Source organism: Klebsiella quasipneumoniae subsp. quasipneumoniae (assembly GCF_020525925.1).
GTDB classification, from domain to species: Bacteria; Pseudomonadota; Gammaproteobacteria; order Enterobacterales; family Enterobacteriaceae; genus Klebsiella; species Klebsiella quasipneumoniae.
The window spans coordinates 1,913,271-1,933,669 of record NZ_CP084876.1 but is presented as its reverse complement, the minus strand read 5'-3'; the positions used below and the strand labels follow the sequence as shown (position 1 = coordinate 1,933,669).

19 protein-coding genes and 1 pseudogene are annotated in these 20,399 nt (G+C 56.7%); 10 read left to right on the top strand and 10 right to left on the bottom strand.

Features of this window, described 5'->3' with window-relative positions; all coding sequences use genetic code 11:
- Positions 1-3: 3 nt before the first annotated feature.
- The 3 genes from LGM20_RS09370 to LGM20_RS09360 all read left to right on the top strand — a co-directional run bounded on the left by LGM20_RS09370 (position 4) and on the right by LGM20_RS09360 (position 3,855).
- On the top strand, positions 4-582 hold the full coding sequence (locus tag LGM20_RS09370; protein ID WP_023290215.1) for a CoA pyrophosphatase: 579 nt from the start codon (positions 4-6) through the stop codon (positions 580-582).
- A 162-nt stretch (positions 583-744) separates the two neighbouring features.
- The gene (sdaA, locus tag LGM20_RS09365) at positions 745-2,109 is read left to right on the top strand and encodes an L-serine ammonia-lyase (RefSeq protein WP_004203344.1); all 1,365 of its coding nucleotides are present in this window, start codon (positions 745-747) and stop codon (positions 2,107-2,109) included.
- A 189-nt stretch (positions 2,110-2,298) separates the two neighbouring features.
- Positions 2,299-3,855 (top strand): EAL domain-containing protein, encoded by a 1,557-nt coding sequence (locus LGM20_RS09360; protein ID WP_044523960.1) that lies wholly within the window; start codon positions 2,299-2,301, stop codon positions 3,853-3,855.
- Positions 3,856-3,891: 36 nt separating this feature from the next.
- On the opposite strand, the gene yoaE is transcribed toward LGM20_RS09360, so the two are convergent.
- The gene (yoaE, locus tag LGM20_RS09355; RefSeq protein ID WP_023290217.1) at positions 3,892-5,451 is read right to left on the bottom strand and encodes a CNNM family cation transport protein YoaE; all 1,560 of its coding nucleotides are present in this window, start codon (positions 5,449-5,451) and stop codon (positions 3,892-3,894) included.
- 446 nt (positions 5,452-5,897) lie between these two features.
- On the opposite strand from yoaE, the gene manX reads away from it, so the two are divergent.
- The 5 genes from manX (at position 5,898) to mntP (ending at position 10,097) form a co-directional block, all read left to right on the top strand.
- Positions 5,898-6,869: a PTS mannose transporter subunit IIAB gene (gene manX / locus LGM20_RS09350; protein ID WP_004203357.1), complete on the top strand. Its 972-nt coding sequence runs from the start codon at positions 5,898-5,900 to the stop codon at positions 6,867-6,869.
- A gap of 56 nt (positions 6,870-6,925) precedes the next feature.
- Positions 6,926-7,726, top strand: a complete 801-nt coding sequence (locus tag LGM20_RS09345) for a PTS mannose/fructose/sorbose transporter subunit IIC (RefSeq protein ID WP_004203359.1) — start codon at positions 6,926-6,928, stop codon at positions 7,724-7,726.
- A gap of 12 nt (positions 7,727-7,738) precedes the next feature.
- Positions 7,739-8,590 (top strand): PTS mannose transporter subunit IID, encoded by an 852-nt coding sequence (locus LGM20_RS09340; protein WP_004145526.1) that lies wholly within the window; start codon positions 7,739-7,741, stop codon positions 8,588-8,590.
- A 62-nt stretch (positions 8,591-8,652) separates the two neighbouring features.
- Positions 8,653-9,111, top strand: a complete 459-nt coding sequence (locus LGM20_RS09335; RefSeq protein WP_044523962.1) for a DUF986 family protein — start codon at positions 8,653-8,655, stop codon at positions 9,109-9,111.
- A gap of 419 nt (positions 9,112-9,530) precedes the next feature.
- Positions 9,531-10,097, top strand: a complete 567-nt coding sequence (mntP, locus tag LGM20_RS09330; protein WP_023290219.1) for a manganese efflux pump MntP — start codon at positions 9,531-9,533, stop codon at positions 10,095-10,097.
- A 3-nt stretch (positions 10,098-10,100) separates the two neighbouring features.
- Here mntP and rlmA read toward each other — a convergent pair whose 3' ends face one another.
- The 6 genes and pseudogenes from rlmA to mgrB all read right to left on the bottom strand — a co-directional run bounded on the left by rlmA (position 10,101) and on the right by mgrB (position 14,367).
- Positions 10,101-10,895: a 23S rRNA (guanine(745)-N(1))-methyltransferase gene (rlmA, locus tag LGM20_RS09325; RefSeq protein WP_044523963.1), complete on the bottom strand. Its 795-nt coding sequence runs from the start codon at positions 10,893-10,895 to the stop codon at positions 10,101-10,103.
- Between the two features lie 61 nt (positions 10,896-10,956).
- On the bottom strand, positions 10,957-12,705 hold the full coding sequence (ftsI, locus tag LGM20_RS09320) for a peptidoglycan glycosyltransferase FtsI (protein WP_044523964.1): 1,749 nt from the start codon (positions 12,703-12,705) through the stop codon (positions 10,957-10,959).
- A gap of 187 nt (positions 12,706-12,892) precedes the next feature.
- Positions 12,893-13,102 (bottom strand): transcription antiterminator/RNA stability regulator CspE, encoded by a 210-nt coding sequence (cspE, locus tag LGM20_RS09315; protein ID WP_001062678.1) that lies wholly within the window; start codon positions 13,100-13,102, stop codon positions 12,893-12,895.
- An 85-nt stretch (positions 13,103-13,187) separates the two neighbouring features.
- A pseudogene (locus tag LGM20_RS09310) lies at positions 13,188-13,259 on the bottom strand (DUF2627 domain-containing protein); the annotation flags it as partial.
- A gap of 599 nt (positions 13,260-13,858) precedes the next feature.
- On the bottom strand, positions 13,859-14,149 hold the full coding sequence (locus LGM20_RS09305) for a YebO family protein (RefSeq protein WP_023290222.1): 291 nt from the start codon (positions 14,147-14,149) through the stop codon (positions 13,859-13,861).
- A 74-nt stretch (positions 14,150-14,223) separates the two neighbouring features.
- The gene (mgrB, locus tag LGM20_RS09300; protein ID WP_002911375.1) at positions 14,224-14,367 is read right to left on the bottom strand and encodes a PhoP/PhoQ regulatory lipoprotein MgrB; all 144 of its coding nucleotides are present in this window, start codon (positions 14,365-14,367) and stop codon (positions 14,224-14,226) included.
- A gap of 159 nt (positions 14,368-14,526) precedes the next feature.
- On the opposite strand from mgrB, the gene LGM20_RS09295 reads away from it, so the two are divergent.
- Positions 14,527-14,766, top strand: coding sequence for a YobH family protein (locus LGM20_RS09295; RefSeq protein WP_023290223.1), 240 nt, complete (start codon positions 14,527-14,529; stop codon positions 14,764-14,766).
- Positions 14,767-14,823: 57 nt separating this feature from the next.
- On the opposite strand, the gene kdgR is transcribed toward LGM20_RS09295, so the two are convergent.
- Entirely contained in the window at positions 14,824-15,615 is a 792-nt protein-coding gene (kdgR, locus tag LGM20_RS09290; protein ID WP_004203369.1) for a DNA-binding transcriptional regulator KdgR, read from the bottom strand.
- A gap of 177 nt (positions 15,616-15,792) precedes the next feature.
- Here kdgR and LGM20_RS09285 point away from each other — a divergent pair, with 177 nt between their 5' ends.
- Positions 15,793-17,163: an MFS transporter gene (locus LGM20_RS09285; RefSeq protein ID WP_044523967.1), complete on the top strand. Its 1,371-nt coding sequence runs from the start codon at positions 15,793-15,795 to the stop codon at positions 17,161-17,163.
- Between the two features lie 69 nt (positions 17,164-17,232).
- On the opposite strand, the gene htpX is transcribed toward LGM20_RS09285, so the two are convergent.
- Both htpX and prc read right to left on the bottom strand, forming a co-directional pair.
- Entirely contained in the window at positions 17,233-18,117 is an 885-nt protein-coding gene (htpX, locus tag LGM20_RS09280; protein WP_023290225.1) for a protease HtpX, read from the bottom strand.
- Between the two features lie 233 nt (positions 18,118-18,350).
- Positions 18,351-20,399 carry a carboxy terminal-processing peptidase gene (gene prc / locus LGM20_RS09275; protein WP_032453364.1) on the bottom strand — a complete coding sequence of 683 codons (2,049 nt, stop codon included), beginning with the start codon at positions 20,397-20,399 and terminating at the stop codon, positions 18,351-18,353.

Genomic DNA, 20,399 nt, shown 5'->3' with positions numbered 1-20,399 from the left:
ACCATGGCGGACCACGCCCTCAATCTGGATGATTTTCTGTCCCGCTTCCAGCTGCTGCGCCCTCAGCCTTCGCGCCATGCGCTCAATCAGCGGCAGGCGGCGGTACTGGTGCCGATCGTGCGCCGGCCGCAGCCTGGCCTGCTGCTGACCCAGCGCTCGCCGCTGCTGCGCAAGCACGCCGGCCAGGTCGCCTTTCCCGGCGGGGCGGTAGATAATACCGATGCGACCCTTATCGCCGCCGCTCTGCGCGAAGCCCAGGAAGAGGTGGCAATCCCGCCGGAGACGGTTGAGGTGATTGGCGTTCTGCCGCCGGTGGACAGCGTCACCGGCTTCCAGGTGACGCCGGTGGTGGGTATTATTCCGCCGGATCTGCACTATCACGCCAGCCAGGACGAAGTCTCCGCGGTATTTGAAATGCCGCTCGCCGAGGCCCTGCGCCTCGGGCGCTATCATCCGCTCGATATCCACCGCCGGGGCAACGACCACCGCGTCTGGCTCTCCTGGTACCAGCATTATTTTGTCTGGGGGATGACCGCCGGGATCATTCGCGAGCTGGCGCTGCAGATAGGCGCGCGCCCTTAGCTATACTGATTATGAGAGGGCGCTCTCACTATTAGTAAAATCGCGGTTATCCATTAGTTTAATTCATGTGAATAGTTGAACTGACAGGGCGCTTCCCTCTTACACTATGCGCAGTTATTACATCGTTACCGCACCCGCGGTAACCCTGTCAGGAGTATTATCGTGATTAGTCTATTCGACATGTTCAAGGTGGGGATTGGTCCCTCATCTTCCCACACTGTTGGCCCGATGAAGGCCGGTAAACAGTTCGTCGATGACCTGGTCGAAAAAGGATTGCTTAATGCAGTGACCCGCGTGGCGGTTGACGTCTACGGTTCGCTGTCATTAACCGGCAAAGGCCACCATACGGACATCGCCATTATCATGGGACTGGCGGGCAATCAGCCCGATACGGTCGATATAGACGCGATACCGGCATTTATCCGTGACGTCGAGACACGCGGCCGTCTGCTGCTGGCCAACGGTCAGCACGAAGTCGACTTCCCGGCGGATGACGGCATGCGTTTTCGCAGCGACAATCTGCCGCTGCACGAAAACGGCATGACCATTCATGCCTGGGCCGGCGAGAAAGAGATCTACTGCAAGACCTATTACTCGATTGGCGGCGGCTTTATCGTCGACGAAGAGCACTTCGGCAAAGAAAACGCCAACGAACTGCAGGTGCCCTACCCGTTTAAATCGGCGCAGGAAATGCTGGCCTACTGCAAAGAGACCGGCCTGTCGCTCTCCGGGATGGTGATGCAGAACGAGCTGGCGCTGCACAGCAAAAAAGAGATCGAGGACTATTTCGCTAATGTCTGGCAGACCATGCGCGCCTGTATCGACCGCGGCATGAACACCGAAGGCGTGCTGCCTGGCCCGCTGCGCGTGCCGCGTCGCGCCTCGGCGCTGCGTCGTCTGCTGGTGGCCAGCGATAAGCTCTCCAGCGATCCGATGAACGTGGTTGACTGGGTCAACATGTTCGCGCTGGCGGTCAATGAAGAGAACGCCGCCGGCGGTCGCGTGGTGACCGCGCCGACCAACGGCGCCTGCGGCATCGTTCCGGCGGTACTCGCCTATTACGATCACTTTATCGAATCCGTCAGCCCGGAGATCTATATCCGCTACTTTATGGCCTGCGGTGCGATCGGCGCGCTGTACAAGATGAATGCCTCCATTTCCGGCGCCGAAGTCGGCTGTCAGGGCGAAGTGGGCGTCGCCTGCTCGATGGCGGCGGCGGGTCTGGCTGAACTGCTCGGCGCCAGCCCGGAGCAGGTCTGCGTGGCGGCGGAGATCGGTATGGAACACAACCTCGGCCTGACCTGCGACCCGGTCGCCGGCCAGGTACAGGTGCCGTGCATAGAACGTAACGCCATCGCCTCCGTGAAAGCGATCAACGCCGCGCGGATGGCGATGCGCCGCACCAGCGAACCGCGCGTCTCGCTCGATAAAGTGATCGAGACCATGTACGAAACCGGCAAAGACATGAACGCCAAGTACCGCGAAACCTCGCGAGGCGGCCTGGCGATTAAAGTTCAGTGTGACTAACATGTTGGCTTTCGCCTGCCGCCTCCCGGGGCGCAGGCGCGGAGCGAGGGTAACTAAAAGCCCCTGCCTTCCTGATGCGCCCTCCGTGGCGCATTTTCTTTTTTCTATACCTGGCGATATTCTGCCACTACAATTGCTCTATTAAATAAGCCACGCTTAACCACTCGTCCTGTCGACAGGGTGTCGCACATGCAGACTGCACAAAAAGTCATTACGGCCTATCGCCGCAAACGCATTATAGTCTGCCTGCTGGTCGCCCTGGTGACCCTGGGCGCCACCTTAGCCATTCGATTTATTTCGCAGCGTAGCGAAAATGAAGACTATATCCGCACGGCCGCCAGCCAGCGGGTGGCGGCGCTGAATAATATCCTGCGCCCGCTGAGCGCGGAGCGCACCACCCTGCTTCCTCTGGTGGGCAAACGCTGCCCGGATATCCATCTGACCCTGCGCAAAATGGCAGCCTCGTTGCAGACCGTTCGTTCCGTCGTCCTCGTGAAGGACGGTATCGTTTACTGTTCGAGTATTTTCGGGCAACGGCAGGCGGATTTACACCAGCTGCAGCCCTCGCTGCCAGCCCCCCATCCCTTATTGCTCTTTTCAACCGAGAAATCGCTGCTTAAAGGGACGCCGGTATTGATCCAGTGGTACCCCACCCCGGAAAGCGGCCAGGACGGCGTGATGTTGATTGTCAATATCGAGCTGCTGGGGACCTTAATTCTCAACGAAAAATCATCCCTGATAAGCGACGTCAGCCTGCAGGTTGGCGATCGTTATTTTAGCAGCCGCGATGGGCTTCTCGATAAAACGCATAGCCCGCAGGGAACGGTGATTTATCGCCAACGCTCTAGCGAGTTTCCGTTTACCATCAACATCAACGGCCCTGGCGCCTCGACAATCGCCCTCGAAGAACTGCCCGGCGAGCTGCCGCTGGCGCTGATCTTCAGCCTGCTAATGACCGGCATCGCCTGGCTGGCCACCGCCGGAAGAATGAGCTTCTCGCGGGAGATAAGCCTCGGTATTTCCGCCCGGGAGTTTGCCCTCTGGTGCCAGCCGCTGCAGGATGCGCGCAGCGGCCGCTGCTGCGGGGTGGAGATCCTGCTGCGCTGGAACAACCCTCGCCGCGGAGCGATTTCGCCGGAGGTGTTTATTCCCATCGCCGAAGGGGACAATCTGATCATCCCCCTCACCCGCTACGTCATTGCCGAAACCGCCCGCCGTCTGGATGTTTTTCCCAGCGACCGCCAATTTCATATCGCCATTAACGTCGCTGCCCGCCACTTCGCCAACGGCTTACTGCTGCATGACCTGCATAATTACTGGTTCAGCATGAACCCGGTACAACAGCTGGTGGTCGAGCTGACCGAACGCGATGTCCTGCAGGATGGCGACCAGCATATGGCCGAAGATCTGCACCTGAAAGGCGTACAGCTGGCGATCGATGACTTTGGCACCGGCAACAGTTCGCTCTCATGGCTGGAAAAACTGCGCCCGGACGTGCTGAAGATTGACCGCTCGTTTACCAGCTCGGTGGGGATAGACAGCGTCAATGCCACGGTGACCGATATCATTATCTCCCTCGCCAACCGGCTGAATATTATTACCGTTGCCGAAGGGGTGGAGACGCTGGAGCAGGAAAGCTACCTCAGAAACCACGGCGTCGATGTGCTGCAGGGGTTTTATTATGCGCGGCCGATGCCGGTGGAGGCGTTCCCGGCGTGGCTGGCCAGTCAAGAGGCAACAGAATAACTCGCCGGCCCCCACGGGAACCGGCGCGCAGGACGATTATTCTTCTTCGTCGCTCGGCGGACGGGTGACCACCGCGCGTACCAGATCGACCCGGTAGTCATTCGCTTCCACCACGGTGAAATGCAGCGGCGGCAGCGACACCACGTCGCCAATGCGCGGGATATGGCCATTGGCGGAGATCACCAGACCGGCAACGGTGGCAATATCCTCATCGTCATTGATCAGCGGATCCAGCCCCAGCGCCTGCTGCAGCGCATGCAGGTCGGTCGACCCCTTAATAAGCCAGCCGTCGCCATCGATAACGATCTCCGGCGTCTCATCGGCGTCCGGGAATTCACCGGCGATCGCTTCAAGGACGTCCAGCGGCGTCACCAGCCCCTGCACCACGCCAAATTCATTGGTCACGATGACGAAACTGCCGCGCGCGCGACGCAGGACGCCGAGCAGATTGATCGGGTCCAGCGTTTCAGGCACCACAATCGCCGGAGAGGCGGAGGCCAGCGCCGCGACGTTTTCGCCCGACTCCAGGGCCACCAGCATCTCTTTCGCCCGCACGATGCCAATGATTTCGTCCAGTTCTCCGCGGCAGACCGGGAACAGGCTGTGCGGCGACGAAAGCAGCTGACGGCGAATTTCATCTTCACTCTGCTCAGCGTCCACCCAGCTGATTTCCCCGCGCGGGGTCATGATGCTGCGCAGAGAGCGCTGAGCCAGCGTCAGCACGCCGTTAATCATGTAGCGCTCTTCTTCCGCAAAGGCGCCCTCCGGTACCGGCACCGACGCCGGGCTGTCGGCGTCATGGTTGACGGAGGCCTGTTTACGGCCGCCCATCAGGCGCAGGATCGCATCCGCGGTACGGGCGCGCAGCGGCAGCGTCGACTGGTGACGAACAAAGTTGCGGCGCGCCACCTGGTTAAAGAACTCAATGATGATCGAGAAACCGATCGCCGCGTACAGGTACCCTTTCGGAATATGGAAGCCAAACCCTTCCGCCACCAGGCTCAGGCCGATCATCAACAGGAAGCTCAGACAGAGCACCACCACCGTCGGGTGCTGGTTGACAAAGCGCGTCAACGGCTTGGACGCCAGCAGCATCATAATCATCGCGATCACGACCGCCGCCATCATCACCGGCAGATGGTTCACCATCCCGACCGCGGTGATCACCGCATCCAGAGAGAAGACAGCATCCAGCACCACGATCTGCAGTACCACCACCCAGAAACTGGCATAGCCTTTCCCGTGCCCGGCGTCATGCTGGCGGTTTTCCAGCCGTTCATGCAGCTCGGTTGTCGCCTTGAACAGCAAGAAGATCCCGCCGAGCAGCATGATGAGGTCACGCCCGGAAAAGGAGAAATCGGCGATAGTAATCAGCGGTTTAGTCAGCGTCACCATCCAGGAGATCACCGACAGCAGCCCCAGGCGCATCACCAGCGCCAGCGACAGGCCGATCAGTCGCGCTTTATCACGCTGCTTCGGCGGCAGCTTGTCCGCCAGGATGGCAATAAACACCAGGTTATCGATACCGAGCACAATTTCCAGAACGATAAGCGTCAACAGGCCGGCCCAGATTGAGGGATCCATTAACAATTCCATGTGCGACTCCGGTTAGCGGCAACGTCAGTCATCGCCATGTCATGCGCGGACGCGACAATAGATGCTGAGAGATAAGCGTGATGCGTGGAGGTGGCAACCAGGTGCCAGAAAGTGAAAAGACGTCGATGACGGTCCATACTGCGGGCTATGCCCTATACTCCTGAGTAATTAAACGGAAGTTAAACATAGCAAAATATAGATCGAAATTGGAAAAGATTTACCTGAATTTGCAATAACTAAGGCTATTTTTTGCGCTGCAAAATTATTACCAGGCGATGCCTGATTAACGGATCTTCATCACATTAATTATTTTTTCACTGTCTAAAATAATTCGCGGTAGTAACTATTTTCTATCTTACACCCTAACTGAATCGATTTTGTCCTCAAGAGTGATTCAGGATGTATCAAAGCAGATGATGCATTCACGATAATAAAGGAGGTAGCAAGTGACGATTGCTATTGTAATAGGCACACATGGTTGGGCTGCAGAACAGCTGCTGAAAACAGCAGAGATGCTGTTGGGCGAGCAGGAAAACGTTGGCTGGATCGATTTCGTTCCGGGTGAAAACGCCGAAACGCTGATCGAGAAATACAATGCCCAGTTGGCAAAACTGGATACCAGTAAAGGCGTGCTGTTTCTCGTCGATACATGGGGAGGCAGCCCGTTCAACGCTGCGAGCCGCATTGTCGTCGATAAAGAGCATTACGAAGTCATCGCCGGCGTCAACATCCCGATGCTGGTGGAAACCTTCATGGCCCGCGATGACGATCCTTCCTTTGATGAGCTGGTCGCCTTAGCGGTAGAGACCGGCAGCGAAGGTGTGAAAGCGCTGAAGGCCAAACCGGTGGAAAAAGCGGCCCCTGCGCCCGCTCCTGCCGCGGCGCCAAAAGCCGCCGCCCCGGCCAAACCGATGGGCCCGAATGACTACATGGTCATTGGCCTTGCGCGTATCGACGACCGCCTGATCCATGGTCAGGTCGCCACCCGCTGGACCAAAGAGACCAACGTCACCCGCATCATCGTCGTCAGCGATGAAGTCGCCGCGGATACCGTGCGCAAAACCCTGTTGACCCAGGTTGCGCCGCCGGGCGTCACCGCCCACGTGGTGGACGTCGCCAAAATGATCCGCGTCTACAACAACCCGATGTACGCCGGACAGCGCGTGATGCTGCTGTTTACTAACCCGACCGACGTTGAGCGCGTCGTCGAGGGCGGCGTGAAAATCACCAGCGTCAACATCGGCGGTATGGCGTTCCGCCAGGGCAAAACCCAGGTTAACAACGCGATTTCGGTCGATGCCAAAGATATTGAGGCGTTTAACAAGCTGAACGCACGCGGTATCGAGCTGGAGGCACGTAAAGTGTCCACCGACCCGAAACTGAAAATGATGGATCTGATCGCCAAGGTTGATAAATAACCCGGACGATCGCGCCCCAGTTTTCACTTTAAGACTTAATCAACAGGAGAAGTACAATGGAGATTACCCTTCTTCAGATTGTGCTGGTGTTCATCGTCGCGTGTATTGCGGGTATGGAGTCGGTGCTTGATGAATTTCAGTTCCACCGTCCACTGGTCGCCTGTACGCTGATCGGCGCCGTTCTCGGCGATATGAAAACCGGTATTATCATCGGCGGTACGCTGGAAATGATCGCCCTGGGCTGGATGAACATCGGTGCGGCGGTTGCCCCTGATGCCGCGCTGGCGTCCATTATTTCCACCGTTCTGGTTATTGCCGGCCATCAGAGCATCGGCGCCGGCATCGCGCTGGCTATCCCGCTGGCGGCTGCAGGCCAGGTGCTGACCATCATCGTGCGTACCATCACCGTAGCCTTCCAGCACGCAGCGGATAAAGCGGCGGAGAATGGCAACCTGACCGCCCTGTCGTGGCTGCACGTCTCATCCCTGTTCCTGCAGGCGATGCGTATCGCTATCCCGGCCGTCATCGTGGCCATTTCCGTCGGTACCAGCGAAGTCCAGGGCCTGCTGAATGCGATCCCTGAAGTGGTTACCAGCGGCCTGAACATCGCCGGCGGCATGATCGTGGTTGTAGGTTACGCGATGGTCATCAATATGATGCGCGCGGGCTACCTGATGCCGTTCTTCTACCTCGGCTTCGTCACCGCCGCCTTCACCAACTTCAACCTGGTGGCCCTGGGCGTGATTGGCGCGGTCATGGCAATCCTCTACATCCAGCTGAGCCCGAAATATAACCGCGTCGCCGGTGCCCCGGCTCAGGCGGCTGGTAACAACGATCTCGATAACGAACTGGACTAACAGGTGAGCTAAATGGTTGATATGACTAAAAATACCACCGAGAAAAAACTCACTCAGAGTGATATTCGTGGCGTGTTCATTCGTTCTAACCTGTTCCAGGGTTCATGGAACTTCGAACGTATGCAGGCGCTGGGCTTCTGCTTCTCTATGGTTCCGGCGATTCGTCGTCTCTACCCGGAGAACAACGATGCGCGTAAGCAGGCGATTAAGCGTCACCTTGAGTTCTTCAATACCCATCCTTACGTTGCCGCGCCGGTACTGGGCGTAACGCTGGCGATGGAAGAGCAGCGCGCCAATGGCGCAGAGATTGACGATGGCGCCATCAACGGCATCAAAGTCGGTCTGATGGGGCCGCTGGCCGGCGTCGGCGACCCGATCTTCTGGGGTACGGTGCGTCCGGTGTTCGCGGCCTTAGGCGCCGGGATCGCGATGAGCGGAAGCCTGCTCGGACCTCTGCTGTTCTTTATCCTGTTCAACGCGGTGCGACTACTGACCCGCTACTATGGCGTCGCCTACGGTTACCGCAAAGGCGTGGACATCGTGAAAGATATGGGCGGCGGCTTCCTGCAGAAACTGACTGAGGGGGCGTCAATCCTCGGCCTGTTTGTCATGGGGGCGCTGGTTAACAAGTGGACGCACGTGAACATTCCGATGGTGGTGTCAAAAATCACCGGCTCTGACGGACAGGTTCACGTCACCACGGTGCAGACGATCCTCGACCAGCTGATGCCGGGCCTGGTACCGCTGCTGTTGACCTTCGCCTGTATGTGGCTGCTGCGTAAGAAAGTTAACCCGCTGTGGATCATCGTTGGCTTCTTTGTCATCGGTATCGCGGGCTACGCTGTCGGTCTGCTGGGTCTGTAATTTCCAGGTTGTACGCCGGGGGCTTGCCCCCGGCTTTTTTTTATCAGGAGGAACGCAAAGCAATGACATTCACGGACCTGGTGATCATCCTGTTTATCCTTGCGCTACTGGCCTACGCGGTGTATGACCAGGTTATTATGCCGAGGCGCAACGGCCCGGTGCTGCTGGCCATCCCCCTGCTTCGCCGCAGCCGCGTTGACGGCATGATCTTTGTCGGCCTCATCGCCATTCTGATCTATAACAACATCACCCAGCACGGCACCGCGATCACCACCTGGCTATTATCTGCGCTGGCGCTGATGGGACTCTATTTATTCTGGATCCGTACGCCGAAAATCATTTTTAAACCGCGCGGCTTTTTCTTCGCCAACGTGTGGATAGAATATCAGCGAATTAAAGAGATGAATTTATCCGAGGACGGCGTGCTGGTGATGCAATTAGAGCAACGGCGGCTGCTGATTCGCGTACGAAATATCGACGATCTGGAGAAAATATACAAACTTCTCGTTTCAACTCAATGAGTTAAAAATATAGCCAACGCTATGTTTTTTCAGATTTCGTCTGGGGAATTATATAGCCATGGCTATATTTCCCCCTCTGCCCTTCTGTTTTTCATTAACTATTTATTTACTTATAAATTCAAATGAAAATCGTTATCATTTGGTTATTAAAATAGCCCTCTTCTGTTATTGTTTTATATTCTAAAAATATGTTAAGGTTGCGCCCGTCGTTGGGGAGTAGCCGATTTCCTGCCCGTCAGGAAATGTACGTGTCAACATACTCGTTGCAAAACGTGGCACGTACGGGTTGAAGTGATTCAATCAGGCGAGACCATAGATACATCACTGCTGTACGTATTGCTCAGCCATTGAGCGGCTCCGCGTATATTTACTGGGGGCAGCGATGTGTCATATGGATTATCCCCGGTCAGGACAGGCACATGAATTTATCCGCAACCCTTCTTCTCGCTTTCGGCATGTCTATGGACGCCTTCGCGGCCTCTATCGGCAAAGGCGCCACCCTGCATAAACCCAAATTCTCAGAAGCTGTACGCACCGGGCTGATTTTTGGCGCCATTGAAACCCTGACGCCGCTGGTCGGCTGGGGACTGGGCATGCTGGCCAGCCAGTTTGTGCTCGAGTGGAATCACTGGATTGCTTTTATTCTGCTGGTGTTTCTCGGCGGGCGGATGATTGTTGAAGGGCTTCGCGGCGATAGCGACGAGGCGTGCGAGGCGCCCCGCCGGCATGGCTTCTGGCTGCTGGTCACCACCGCCTTCGCCACCAGCCTTGACGCGATGGCCGTCGGCGTCGGTCTGGCCTTCCTGCAGGTCAGCATTGTGACCACCGCGCTGGCGATCGGCTGCGCCACCTTTATCATGTCGACGCTGGGGATTATGGTGGGTCGCTTTATCGGCCCGCTGCTGGGCAAACGGGCCGAAATTCTCGGCGGTATCGTACTGATTGGCATCGGCAGCGAAATTCTCTGGAGCCATTTCGCCGGTTAAGCTTTACTCCTCACGCTGCCAGCAATGGATCATAAAATCGGTCTGGCAGCCAAAGGTCGCCTGCTGACGCAGCGCGTCATGCACTTCGGCTTTGGCCCGCCACGCGAACGGCGTCATCTGCAGCAGGGCCTGCGCTTCACTTCCCGTCAGGGTCATCGGATAAGCCAGCTGCTGCTGAGCATTCAGGCGGAACCCCGGCATCGCTTCCGTCTTCAGCTCATGCAGGCGGATCTCATCGTAAATCAGCCCTTTCAGCTCCAGCAGATGGCGGGGTCCCGGCGTGGCAGTGATCACCCATCCGCCAGGCCGCACCACCCGCGCCAGCTCACCGGCGTTGCAGGGGGCGTAAATGCGCACTACCGCATCGAAGCTGTTATCGGAGAATGGCAGCCGCTGGCTGGAGGCGACACAAAAATTCACCTGCGGATAGCGTTTCGCCGCCGCGCGGATTGCCGGCTTCGACACGTCCAGCCCCCAGCTGCGGCTGGCGATGGCGGCAAATGCGTGGGTGTAATATCCTTCGCCGCAGCCGATATCCAGTAATGCCTGAGGGGTAGCGTGCCGCAGTCGCTCAGCGATAGCGTCCCGCAGCGGCTGATAATGCCCGGCGTCGAGGAACGCCCGACGGGCCTGCATCATCTCAGCGCTGTCGCCGGGATCGCGCGACCGTTTGAACTGCACCGGTAGCAGATTGACGTACCCCTCTTTCGCCAGATCGAACTGGTGCCGCTGCGGGCAGGAATAGTGATTGTCGCTACGGCTGAGCGACGCGTGGCAAAGGGGGCAACTGTATGACATGACGGCTCCGGTGTCGCTGAAAGGGCGAAAGTGTAGCGCTATTCGCCCCTGCAGACCACTGTTACAGCGCCGGCGCCAGCGGCTGGCTGTCGTGCATAACGATCAGATTCTCCGCCCCTTGTGGCATGCCGTCCGGCATGACGTTCTCCAGCCGCAGGACATCGCCCATAATCTGGCTGAATACCGGGGCGGAAACGGCCCCGCCGTAATAGGAGCCATTGCTCGGATCGTTCATCACTACAACCAGCGCGAACTGCGGACGGCTGGCGGGCGCCACGCCGGCGGTATAGGCGACATATTTGTCGATATATTTGCCGTCCGGACCGATTTTCTTCGCCGTCCCCGTTTTAACCGCCACCCGGTAGTCGCGCACCGCCGCTTTGGTACCGCCCCCGCCCGGGAGCGCCACGCTCTCCATCATATGCTCCACGCTGTGAACAATATTCTCCGGCATTACGCGCGTGCCAATCACCGGCGGATCAATGCGGGTGATCGACAACGGTCGTTGTATGCCGAAGCCGCCGATGGTGGCGTAAACATGCGCCAGCTGGAGCGGGGTAACCATCAAACCATAGCCGAAAGCGAAGGTGGCGCGATCCAGTTGCCCCCAGTAACGACGATGCGGCATCAGCCCGGCGCTTTCGCCGGTCAACCCCAACCCCGTCGGCTCGCCGAAGCCGAAAGCCGTATAGGTGTCAATCAGATGCTGCACCGGCATGGCGAGCGAGAGATGCGATACGCCGGTATCGCTGGATTTCTGCAGGATGCCGGTCAGGCTCAGCTCCGGATAATAGCCGACATCGCGGATACGGTGGCCGTCGAGGACAAACGGATGAGTGTCCACGACGCTGTCCGGCTGGACAATCCCCTGCTGCAGCGCGGTCATGATCACCAGCGGTTTGACGGTCGACCCCGGCTCGAAGGTATCGCTGATGGCCCGGTTGCGAAAATCATCCAGCGTTGCGGCATCGCGATTGTTGGGATTGAAGTCCGGATAGCTGGCCATCGCCAGGATCTCGCCGGTATCGATTTTAATCAGCACCGCCGCCCCGGACTCGGCTTTATTCCAGCGAACAGCGTTGTCGAGGGCATCTTCCGTCACCGTCTGCAGGCGCTCATCGATACTCAGCTGCAGATTATGCGCCGGCACCGGCGGTACTTCGGTAATGTTCTCAATCACATTGCCATGTTTATCTTTCCGCACCAGACGTCGCCCGGGTTTACCGGTCAGCTGGGCGTTGAAGCTTTTCTCCACCCCTTCGATGCCCTGATTATCGACATTGGTAAAGCCCAGCAGATTGGCTGCCACATGGCCTGCCGGATAGAAACGCCGCGATTCATCGCGCAGGTAGACGCCTGGCAGATGCAGTTTATCAATCCACGCCGCCTGCTCGGGATTGATCTGCCGCGCCAGATAGAGAAAGCGGGCGTGGGGATGGCTCTGTACCCGCTGGGCCAGTTCCCCGAGGTTGAGATGCAGCGCTTCGGCCATCGCCTGCCAGCGGGGTCCGTAGCCGACGCCGCCCTTCTCCATGGTGGTCTGCGGGTCGATCCAGATTGCGCTGACCGGAACGCTCACCGCCAGCGGTCGTCCTTCCCGGTCGGTGATCATCCCCCGCTCAACCGCAACGGGCTCTTCGCGCAGAGAACGCATATCCTCTTGTTTTACCAGATTATCGGGGGAAATAATCTGCAGCCAGCCCACGCGGGCCAATAGCAGTCCCAGACAACCGAGTATGGCCACGCAGAGTAACCCGAAGCGAATCGGGGTAAAGCTGGCGGCGGACTTCATTTTTTTATTTAGCACCATAGCTCCGGCATTGTTTTGCAACCAACTGATTTAACAGAAAATTAGCAAAACAGACTGCTACACAATGCTAATAAAGTTGAGTATTTGCAACAAGACGCGACGAGAGGGGGAAAAATGACATGCTTTGCAATAAAAACGCAAAAGCCCCGCGCAGGCGAGGCTTTTATACAAGAAGAGTGGTCTTGTATCAGATAGCAGTTACGTTAACTGCAGCCGGACCTTTCTGGCCGTCCTGAATTTCGAACTCAACGTTCTGGCCTTCAGCCAGAGTTTTGAAGCCGTTACCCTGGATAGCGGAGAAGTGTACGAACACGTCTTTGCTGCCATCAGCCGGAGTAATGAAACCAAAACCTTTAGACTCGTTGAACCACTTAACTTGACCTTTAATCTTTGCCATTTGCAAAATTCCTTAGACTGTTTTCTTCGCCTGCTGGCGTTTACATAGATAAAACTGACACATAACTGCATGAGGCACTAATTTAAGGTTCGGCAGAGAAGCGGTATTCAACGACAACGTGTTTACTCAGGACTTCTTTACTGAAAATGCCACACATAAACAGAACTGTACCTCGTTTAACCCGAAAGGTGTTATCACACACTACGTAAATAATGGCAAGCCATTTTTAAACGTGTCTCGATCGTTCGCACAAATTATAAGGTAATCCTTTGATCGCCTGCACATTTATGCGTGTTTGTCGCCCCTGGCAAGGCGCTATGGCGGTTATCAATAACGCAAGAGCGCAGCCCGGTAACGGCAACTTTTTTACCATAGCTCAACAACTTCGCTTCGTCCAGGTATGTCCGTATACGAACTGCCAGTATACGGGCGACTGGCGGGCCATGATGAATATTGATGCGCAAAATTCGTTATAACCCCAGACGAAAAATCGCTAAAGCCACGCCAGTGTAGTGATAATAAAACCTGTTAGTCATCACGCTAAAAATAGTGCTAATTCTGCACCTTAATAATGAAAAAAAGATGACAGCGTCACGTTATCCAACAATAAACGCGGCGGGGATCACTTTATTTACAGCGTGTAAAAAAGGGGATAGTACATTGAGAAAGGAATAATGGAATAATGGAATAAGAATAAGATATTACCGCCCGCTATCATGCAGGTGCGCATCTTATGATGCACACCTGTCGAGGTACTTAGCGCTCTGCCACCAGGCGGATAAACTCGTCCTCCCCTTTCGCCTTACCGGCGACGGTCGGCTCAGCCACGTCCTCTTTTTCCGGCGCACTGGCTTCGCACAGGCGACGTAGCAGCGCATTCTGCCGCTTTTGCTGATCCAATAGCGCCTGCAGCAGTTCTATCTGCTCATTCGCCCGCGAGCTGGCGCGGTTGACGAAGAACCATAACAACAGACCGACAAGCAGCAGCGCCACAGACACGGCCAGCGATGCCAGATTTAAGATCCCAGGATTTAGTAACTCACTCATTTCACCACCTCAAAGAGAAGGCGTTCATTCTACCACCCGCGGCGCAGAAGGAAATCAGTCGTCAGAAAAATGTCTTACCACGGGATAAATTTGTTGATAGTGCAAATGCCGCTGAAAAACTGAACATCCTGGTCGCACATTACGTTAAGCATCTGAGTCCACAGCAACAGGCAGCCTGCTATGATGACTATCAGTAAAACCCACCGTAATTTTTTCACTCCACTCTCCGCATCAGTACTTTATGTCGCCAGGATAACACGGCCTTCTTAAACCGCGGCTAACTGTAATACGAAAGGCAAGTTTAGGAATCATCGACTTGTTTCAAAACGTGTTCGTGTCAAAATCACGGCAAGGATCTTACAAATAATGAGGCATCAATGCGATTAATCATTCGTACTATTGTCGTAGTGGCTATCTTATGGATTGGCGTATTATTAAGCGGCTACGGGGTATTATTCCACAGTGAAGAAAACGTCGGCGGTCTGGGCCTGAAGTGTCAATATCTCACCGCCCGTGGGGTCAGTACCGCACTTTATGTGCATTCCAATAGCGGCGTGATCGGCGTCAGCAGCTGCCCGCTGCTGCGTAAAAGCGCAACCGTCGTCGATAACGGCTAAGATCGAACCGGCGACCGCGACGATAGCGCCGCGGTCGCCGAATGCTTCAGCGCCGTGTCAGAAGGGGTAGTCGTTATATCCCATCTGCTCAGAAATCTTGCGCGCCGCCTGGTGCAGCATCGCCACATATTCATGCAAACGTTCTTCAGAGAAACGTAAGGTCGGGAAAGAGATACTCAGCCCGGCAATGACCACGCCGAAACGGTCGAATACCGGCACCCCGATGCAGCGTAGCCCCTCTTCCTGCTCTTCGTTATCTTCGCCATACCCCTGCTCGCGAACGCCATCCAGCACCTTCAGCAACTCAGCGGTACTGGTGATGGTCCGCTCGGTGCTGCGTTTATACTCCACGCCGTCAAGGATCTGCTCCACTTCGCTCCGATCGCGCCACGCCAGCAGAACCTTGCCAATCGCGGTGCTGTACAGCGGGTTGCGACGGCCGATACGCGAGTACATCCGCAGGTTATACATTGAATCAATCTTGTGAATGTAAACAATACTGTCTTCATCCAGCGCGCCGAGATGGATAGTCTCTTTCGTCAGGCGGGAGAGTTCCCGCATCTGAATATCGGCGCTGCGCACCAGATCGACGTTCTGCAGCGCGCGCGCGCCCAGCTCGAACAGTTTGAGCGTGAGGGAGTATTTCTCAGACTCTCCCTCCTGCGCCACATAGCCCAGTGATTTCATGGTCTGTAAAAAGCGATAAACGGTGCTTTTCGACATCATGACGCGCTGGGACAGTTCGGTAATGCCAATTTCACGCTCTTCACCCAGCGCCTGCAGGATGCCGAAAACCTTCAATACCGAAGAGACAGAATCTGGCTGTTTATCCAAATCTGCACCTGCCATTTATCACCTCGTCGTAACTGTTTTATAAAATTTAGAACCGGTTTTTATTATAAATTCGCCGCCTCTGCGCCGCAATCATTCTTCTGCCACTTCGTTACAAATCTGCGACATACTGCGGAATAATCAATGCTAAACTCATCATTCAAAAAACCGTTTCATTCAAGACTTATATTCACCATGGATAAAAATTCATCCGATGGCGTGCCGCTGCCGCAACGCTATGGCGCCATTCTGACCATTGTGCTTGGGCTGACCATGGCCGTGCTCGACGGGGCTATCGCCAACGTCGCGCTGCCAACCATCGCCAGCGATCTTAACGCCTCGCCGGCGGCTTCAATCTGGATCGTTAACGCCTACCAAATCGCCATTGTTATCGCCCTGCTGCCGCTCTCTTTCCTCGGCGACATGGTCGGTTATCGCCGTATCTATAAGATAGGCCTGGTGGTGTTTATCTTTACCTCGCTGGCCTGCGCCCTGTCGCGCAGCCTCGAAATGCTGACCTTCGCCCGCGTCGCCCAGGGACTAGGCGGCGCCGCGCTGATGAGCGTAAACACGGCGTTGATCCGCCTGATTTATCCGCAGCGCTTTCTCGGTCGCGGCATGGGTATCAACTCCTTTGTCGTCGCCGTCTCTTCGGCGGCAGGCCCGACGATCGCCGCCGCCATCCTCTCCCTCGCCTCATGGCAATGGCTGTTTTTAATTAACGTGCCTCTCGGCATCGTCGCCTTTGTCCTGGCCATGCGCTTTCTGCCGCCCAACAGCGCGCGCAGCAAAATCGTCCGCTTCGATTTGCCGAGCGCCATCATGAACGCGCTGACCTTCGGGCTGTTGATCACCGCCCTGAGCGGTTTCGCCCAGGGCCAGTCCACGCAGCTGGTGCTGGCGGAGGTCGCCGCTATGCTGGTGGTAGGCTTTTTCTTCGTTCGCCGTCAGCTCACGATGCCCGTCCCGCTGCTGCCGGTCGATCTGCTGCGCATCCCGCTCTTCTCCCTCTCAATCTGCACCTCCATCTGCTCCTTCTGCGCACAGATGCTGGCGATGGTCTCTCTGCCTTTCTTCCTGCAGACGATGATGGGGCGCAGCGAAGTGGAAACCGGCCTGCTGCTGACGCCGTGGCCGCTGGCGACGATGGTGATGGCGCCGCTGGCCGGCTATTTAATCGAGAAATGCCATGCGGGGCTGCTGGGGGCCATTGGGCTGCTGGTTATGGCCTGCGGCCTGTTCGGTCTGGCGCTGCTTCCGGCGTCGCCCACCGATCTGGATATTATCTGGCGTATGGCGCTGTGCGGCGCCGGCTTCGGGCTGTTCCAGTCGCCCAACAACCACACCATTGTCGCCTCGGCCCCGAGCCATCGCAGCGGCGGCGCCAGCGGCATGCTGGGCACCGCTCGCCTGCTCGGCCAGAGCACCGGCGCCGCGCTGGTGGCCCTGCTGTTCAACCTGCTCGGCAACAGCGGCACCCACACCGCCCTGCTGCTGGCCGGCATCCTGGCGACCGTCGCTGCGCTGATTAGCGGTCTGCGCGTCACCCAGCCGCGCGCAGCCTGACGATGAAGGACAAAAAAAAATCCGCAGCCTTCGGGCTGCGGATTTTTATTTTCAGCGTCAGATGACGGACTATTTCAGATATTCACCGCTACGCAGGGCTTCAATACGCTTGTCCAGCGGCGGGTGGGTCATAAACAGCTCGCTCATGGATTTCGCTTTACCATTAATGCAGAACGCCATCATGCTGCTGGCTTCCTGCGGCTCATAGCTGGTTTTCAGACGCTGCAGGGCGGCAATCATCTTCTCGCGGCCCACCAGGCGCGCCGAGCCGGCATCAGCATGGAACTCGCGATGACGAGAGAACCACATGGTGATAATGCTGGCCAGAATACCGAACACCAGCTCCAGCACCGTGGCGACAGCGAAGTAGATCAGCGGGTTGCCATTGCTGCTCTCGCCTTCATCTTCCCGGTTGCCGCCGAGGAAGCCGGCCGCAATCTGCGCGATAACGCGGGAGATAAAGATAACGAAGGTGTTTACCACCCCCTGGATCAGCGTCATGGTGACCATATCGCCATTGGCGATGTGGCTGATTTCATGGGCGATGACCGCTTCCGCTTCATCACGGCTCATGTTTTGCAACAGCCCGGTACTGACGGCGACCAGCGAGGCGTCGCGACGCGCGCCGGTAGCGAAGGCGTTAATGTCAGGGGCGTGATAGATAGCCACCTGCGGCATGGCAATGCCCGCCTGCTGCGCCTGCTGCGCAACGGTGTTCATCAGCCAGCGTTCCGTTTCGTTGCGCGGCTGCTCGATCACTTCCCCACCCACAGACTTCAGCGCCATCCATTTCGACATCATCAGCGAAACGATAGAACCACCGAAGCCGAACAGCAGGGCCATAATCAACAGACCGGTCATGCTGCTGGATTGGATCCCCGTGAGGCTTAACACCAGCCCGAACACGACCATCACTGCCAGGTTCGTCAGCAGGAAAAGCGCGATTCGCATCATAATTTTCTTTTTACCTCAATTTAACAAAACGCACTATGCGATTACCCACATCGTATGGGTCAGGCTGCAATTTTCAACCATCAGCCCCCGCTAAGTCACGATAAAAACACAACTTTACATTTTGTAGCATCTTGCTGACAGCGGCAGAGCAGGTTGACATTTTGTTAGATGAGCTGAATGGCGATGACCAGGCGCAAAAAAAAACGGGCACCTCTCAGGGTGCCCGTTGCGACTTATTGGCTGGCCGGCGGTTCCACCGCCGGGCGCGCTTTTTCGAGATGCGCCAGGTCTACCGCGATATGGACCGTTTCATCAAGATATGGATCCGGCTCCTGGTAATCCTTCGGCAGATCGTCCAGTTTTTTCAGCGGCGGTTTGCCTTCGCGTTTCAGGCGATCGTTAATCCGCGCCAGACGAATCGCATCATCCTCTTCGTTCTCTTTTTCACGCTGCGCGTAGTTCAGAGAGACGATGTTACGTTTGTCCTTCATCGCGTTATAACGGGCAATATCCTTCATGATGTACTGGAACTCAGGATCCTGGGCAATACGCTCGTCGTGGCGCTTGAGCAGTTCCGGTCCAAACGGGGCGAGGTCCCCGGACTTCACGTAGGTGGCCGCGTTGATGCTATCCCACGGCAGCGCGTTGTCTTCATACTGCTCGCCGGTTTCGCGATCTTCATTTCCGGTTGGCATCATGATATCCGGCGTTACGCCTTTGCGCTGAGTACTGCCGCCGTTAATGCGGTAGAACTTCTGGATGGTGTACTGAACGGAACCTAACGCCGGCCAGTCCGGACGCAGCATCTGATCGTAGATACGATTCAACGAGCGATACTGCTGTACGGTACCTTTACCGAAGGTCGGCTCGCCAACGATCAGCGCGCGGCCATAATCCTGCATTGCGGCGGCAAAGATCTCAGACGCTGAGGCGCTAAAGCGGTCAACCAGCACCACCAGCGGCCCTTTGTAATAGACTACGCCATCGTTATCGCTGTCTTCGCGCACCTTGCCATTGTTATCCCGCACCTGCACCACCGGGCCGGACGGAATAAACAGCCCCGAGAGCGATACCGCTTCGGTCAGCGCCCCGCCGCCGTTGCTGCGCAGATCGATAACCACGCTGCTGACGTTCTGTTTTTCCAGCTTCTGCAACTGCACTTTCACGTCATCGGTCAGGCCGACGTAAAAGCCCGGGATATCCAGCACGCCGACTTTTTCTTTACCGACGGTTTTCACCGACATTTTCACCGCGCGGTCTTCCAGACGGATACGTTCGCGGGTCAGGGTGACGATACGCGTCTTGGCCCCTTTGCCGGCCGGCAGGATCTCAAGGCGAACCTTGCTGCCCTTCGGCCCTTTAATCAGCGCCACGACGTCATCCAGACGCCAGCCAATCACATCGACCATCGACTTCCCGGTCTGGCCGACGCCGACAATGCGGTCGCCGACGCTGATCGCTTTGCTCTTCGCAGCCGGACCACCCGCCACCAGCGAATTAATGACCGTGTAGTCATCATCCATCTGCAGCACAGCGCCGATCCCTTCGAGTGAGAGACTCATCTCGGTGTTGAACTGCTCGGTATTGCGCGGCGACAGATAGTTGGTGTGCGGGTCGATTTCGCGGGCGAAGGCGGTCATCGCCAGCGAGAAGACATCTTCGCTGTTGGTTTGCGCCAGACGACGGATAGCGAACTTATAGCGACGGGTTAAGGTGTCGCGGATCTCTTTATCGTCTTTCCCCGCCAGCTTCAGGCTTAACTGGTCAAATTTCACCTTGGCGTCCCACAGCTTGTTCAGCTCGGCCTCGTCTTTCGGCCACGGCGCTTTGGAGCGGTCAAGGTTGAAATTATCGTTGCCGGTAAAGTCCATCGGACGTTCCAGCACCTTCAGCGCATACTGATAGCGCTCGAAGCGGCGCTGCTGCGCCAGGTTGTAGAGGTCATAGAAGACGTCCAGTTTCCCGGTGCGCAGTTCGTCGCCGATTTGGTCTTTTTTCGCCGCGAACTTCGCCACATCGCTGGCCAGCAGCACATTATGGCTGTAATCCAGCAGGTTCAGATAACGGTCAAAAATCTTTGCCGAGAAGGCGTTGTCGAGATCGAACTGACGGTAGTGAGAGCGGGTAAAGCGCGATGTCACGCGCTCGCTCACCGTCGCGTGCTGCGGCTCTTCTTTCAGCACGGGGATTTGATCTGCACGGGTTATTTCATCAACAGCGAACGCATGGCCTGCTATTGCCAGCAGGCCCGCAAGCGCGGTGATTTTAAAAAATGTGTTCAT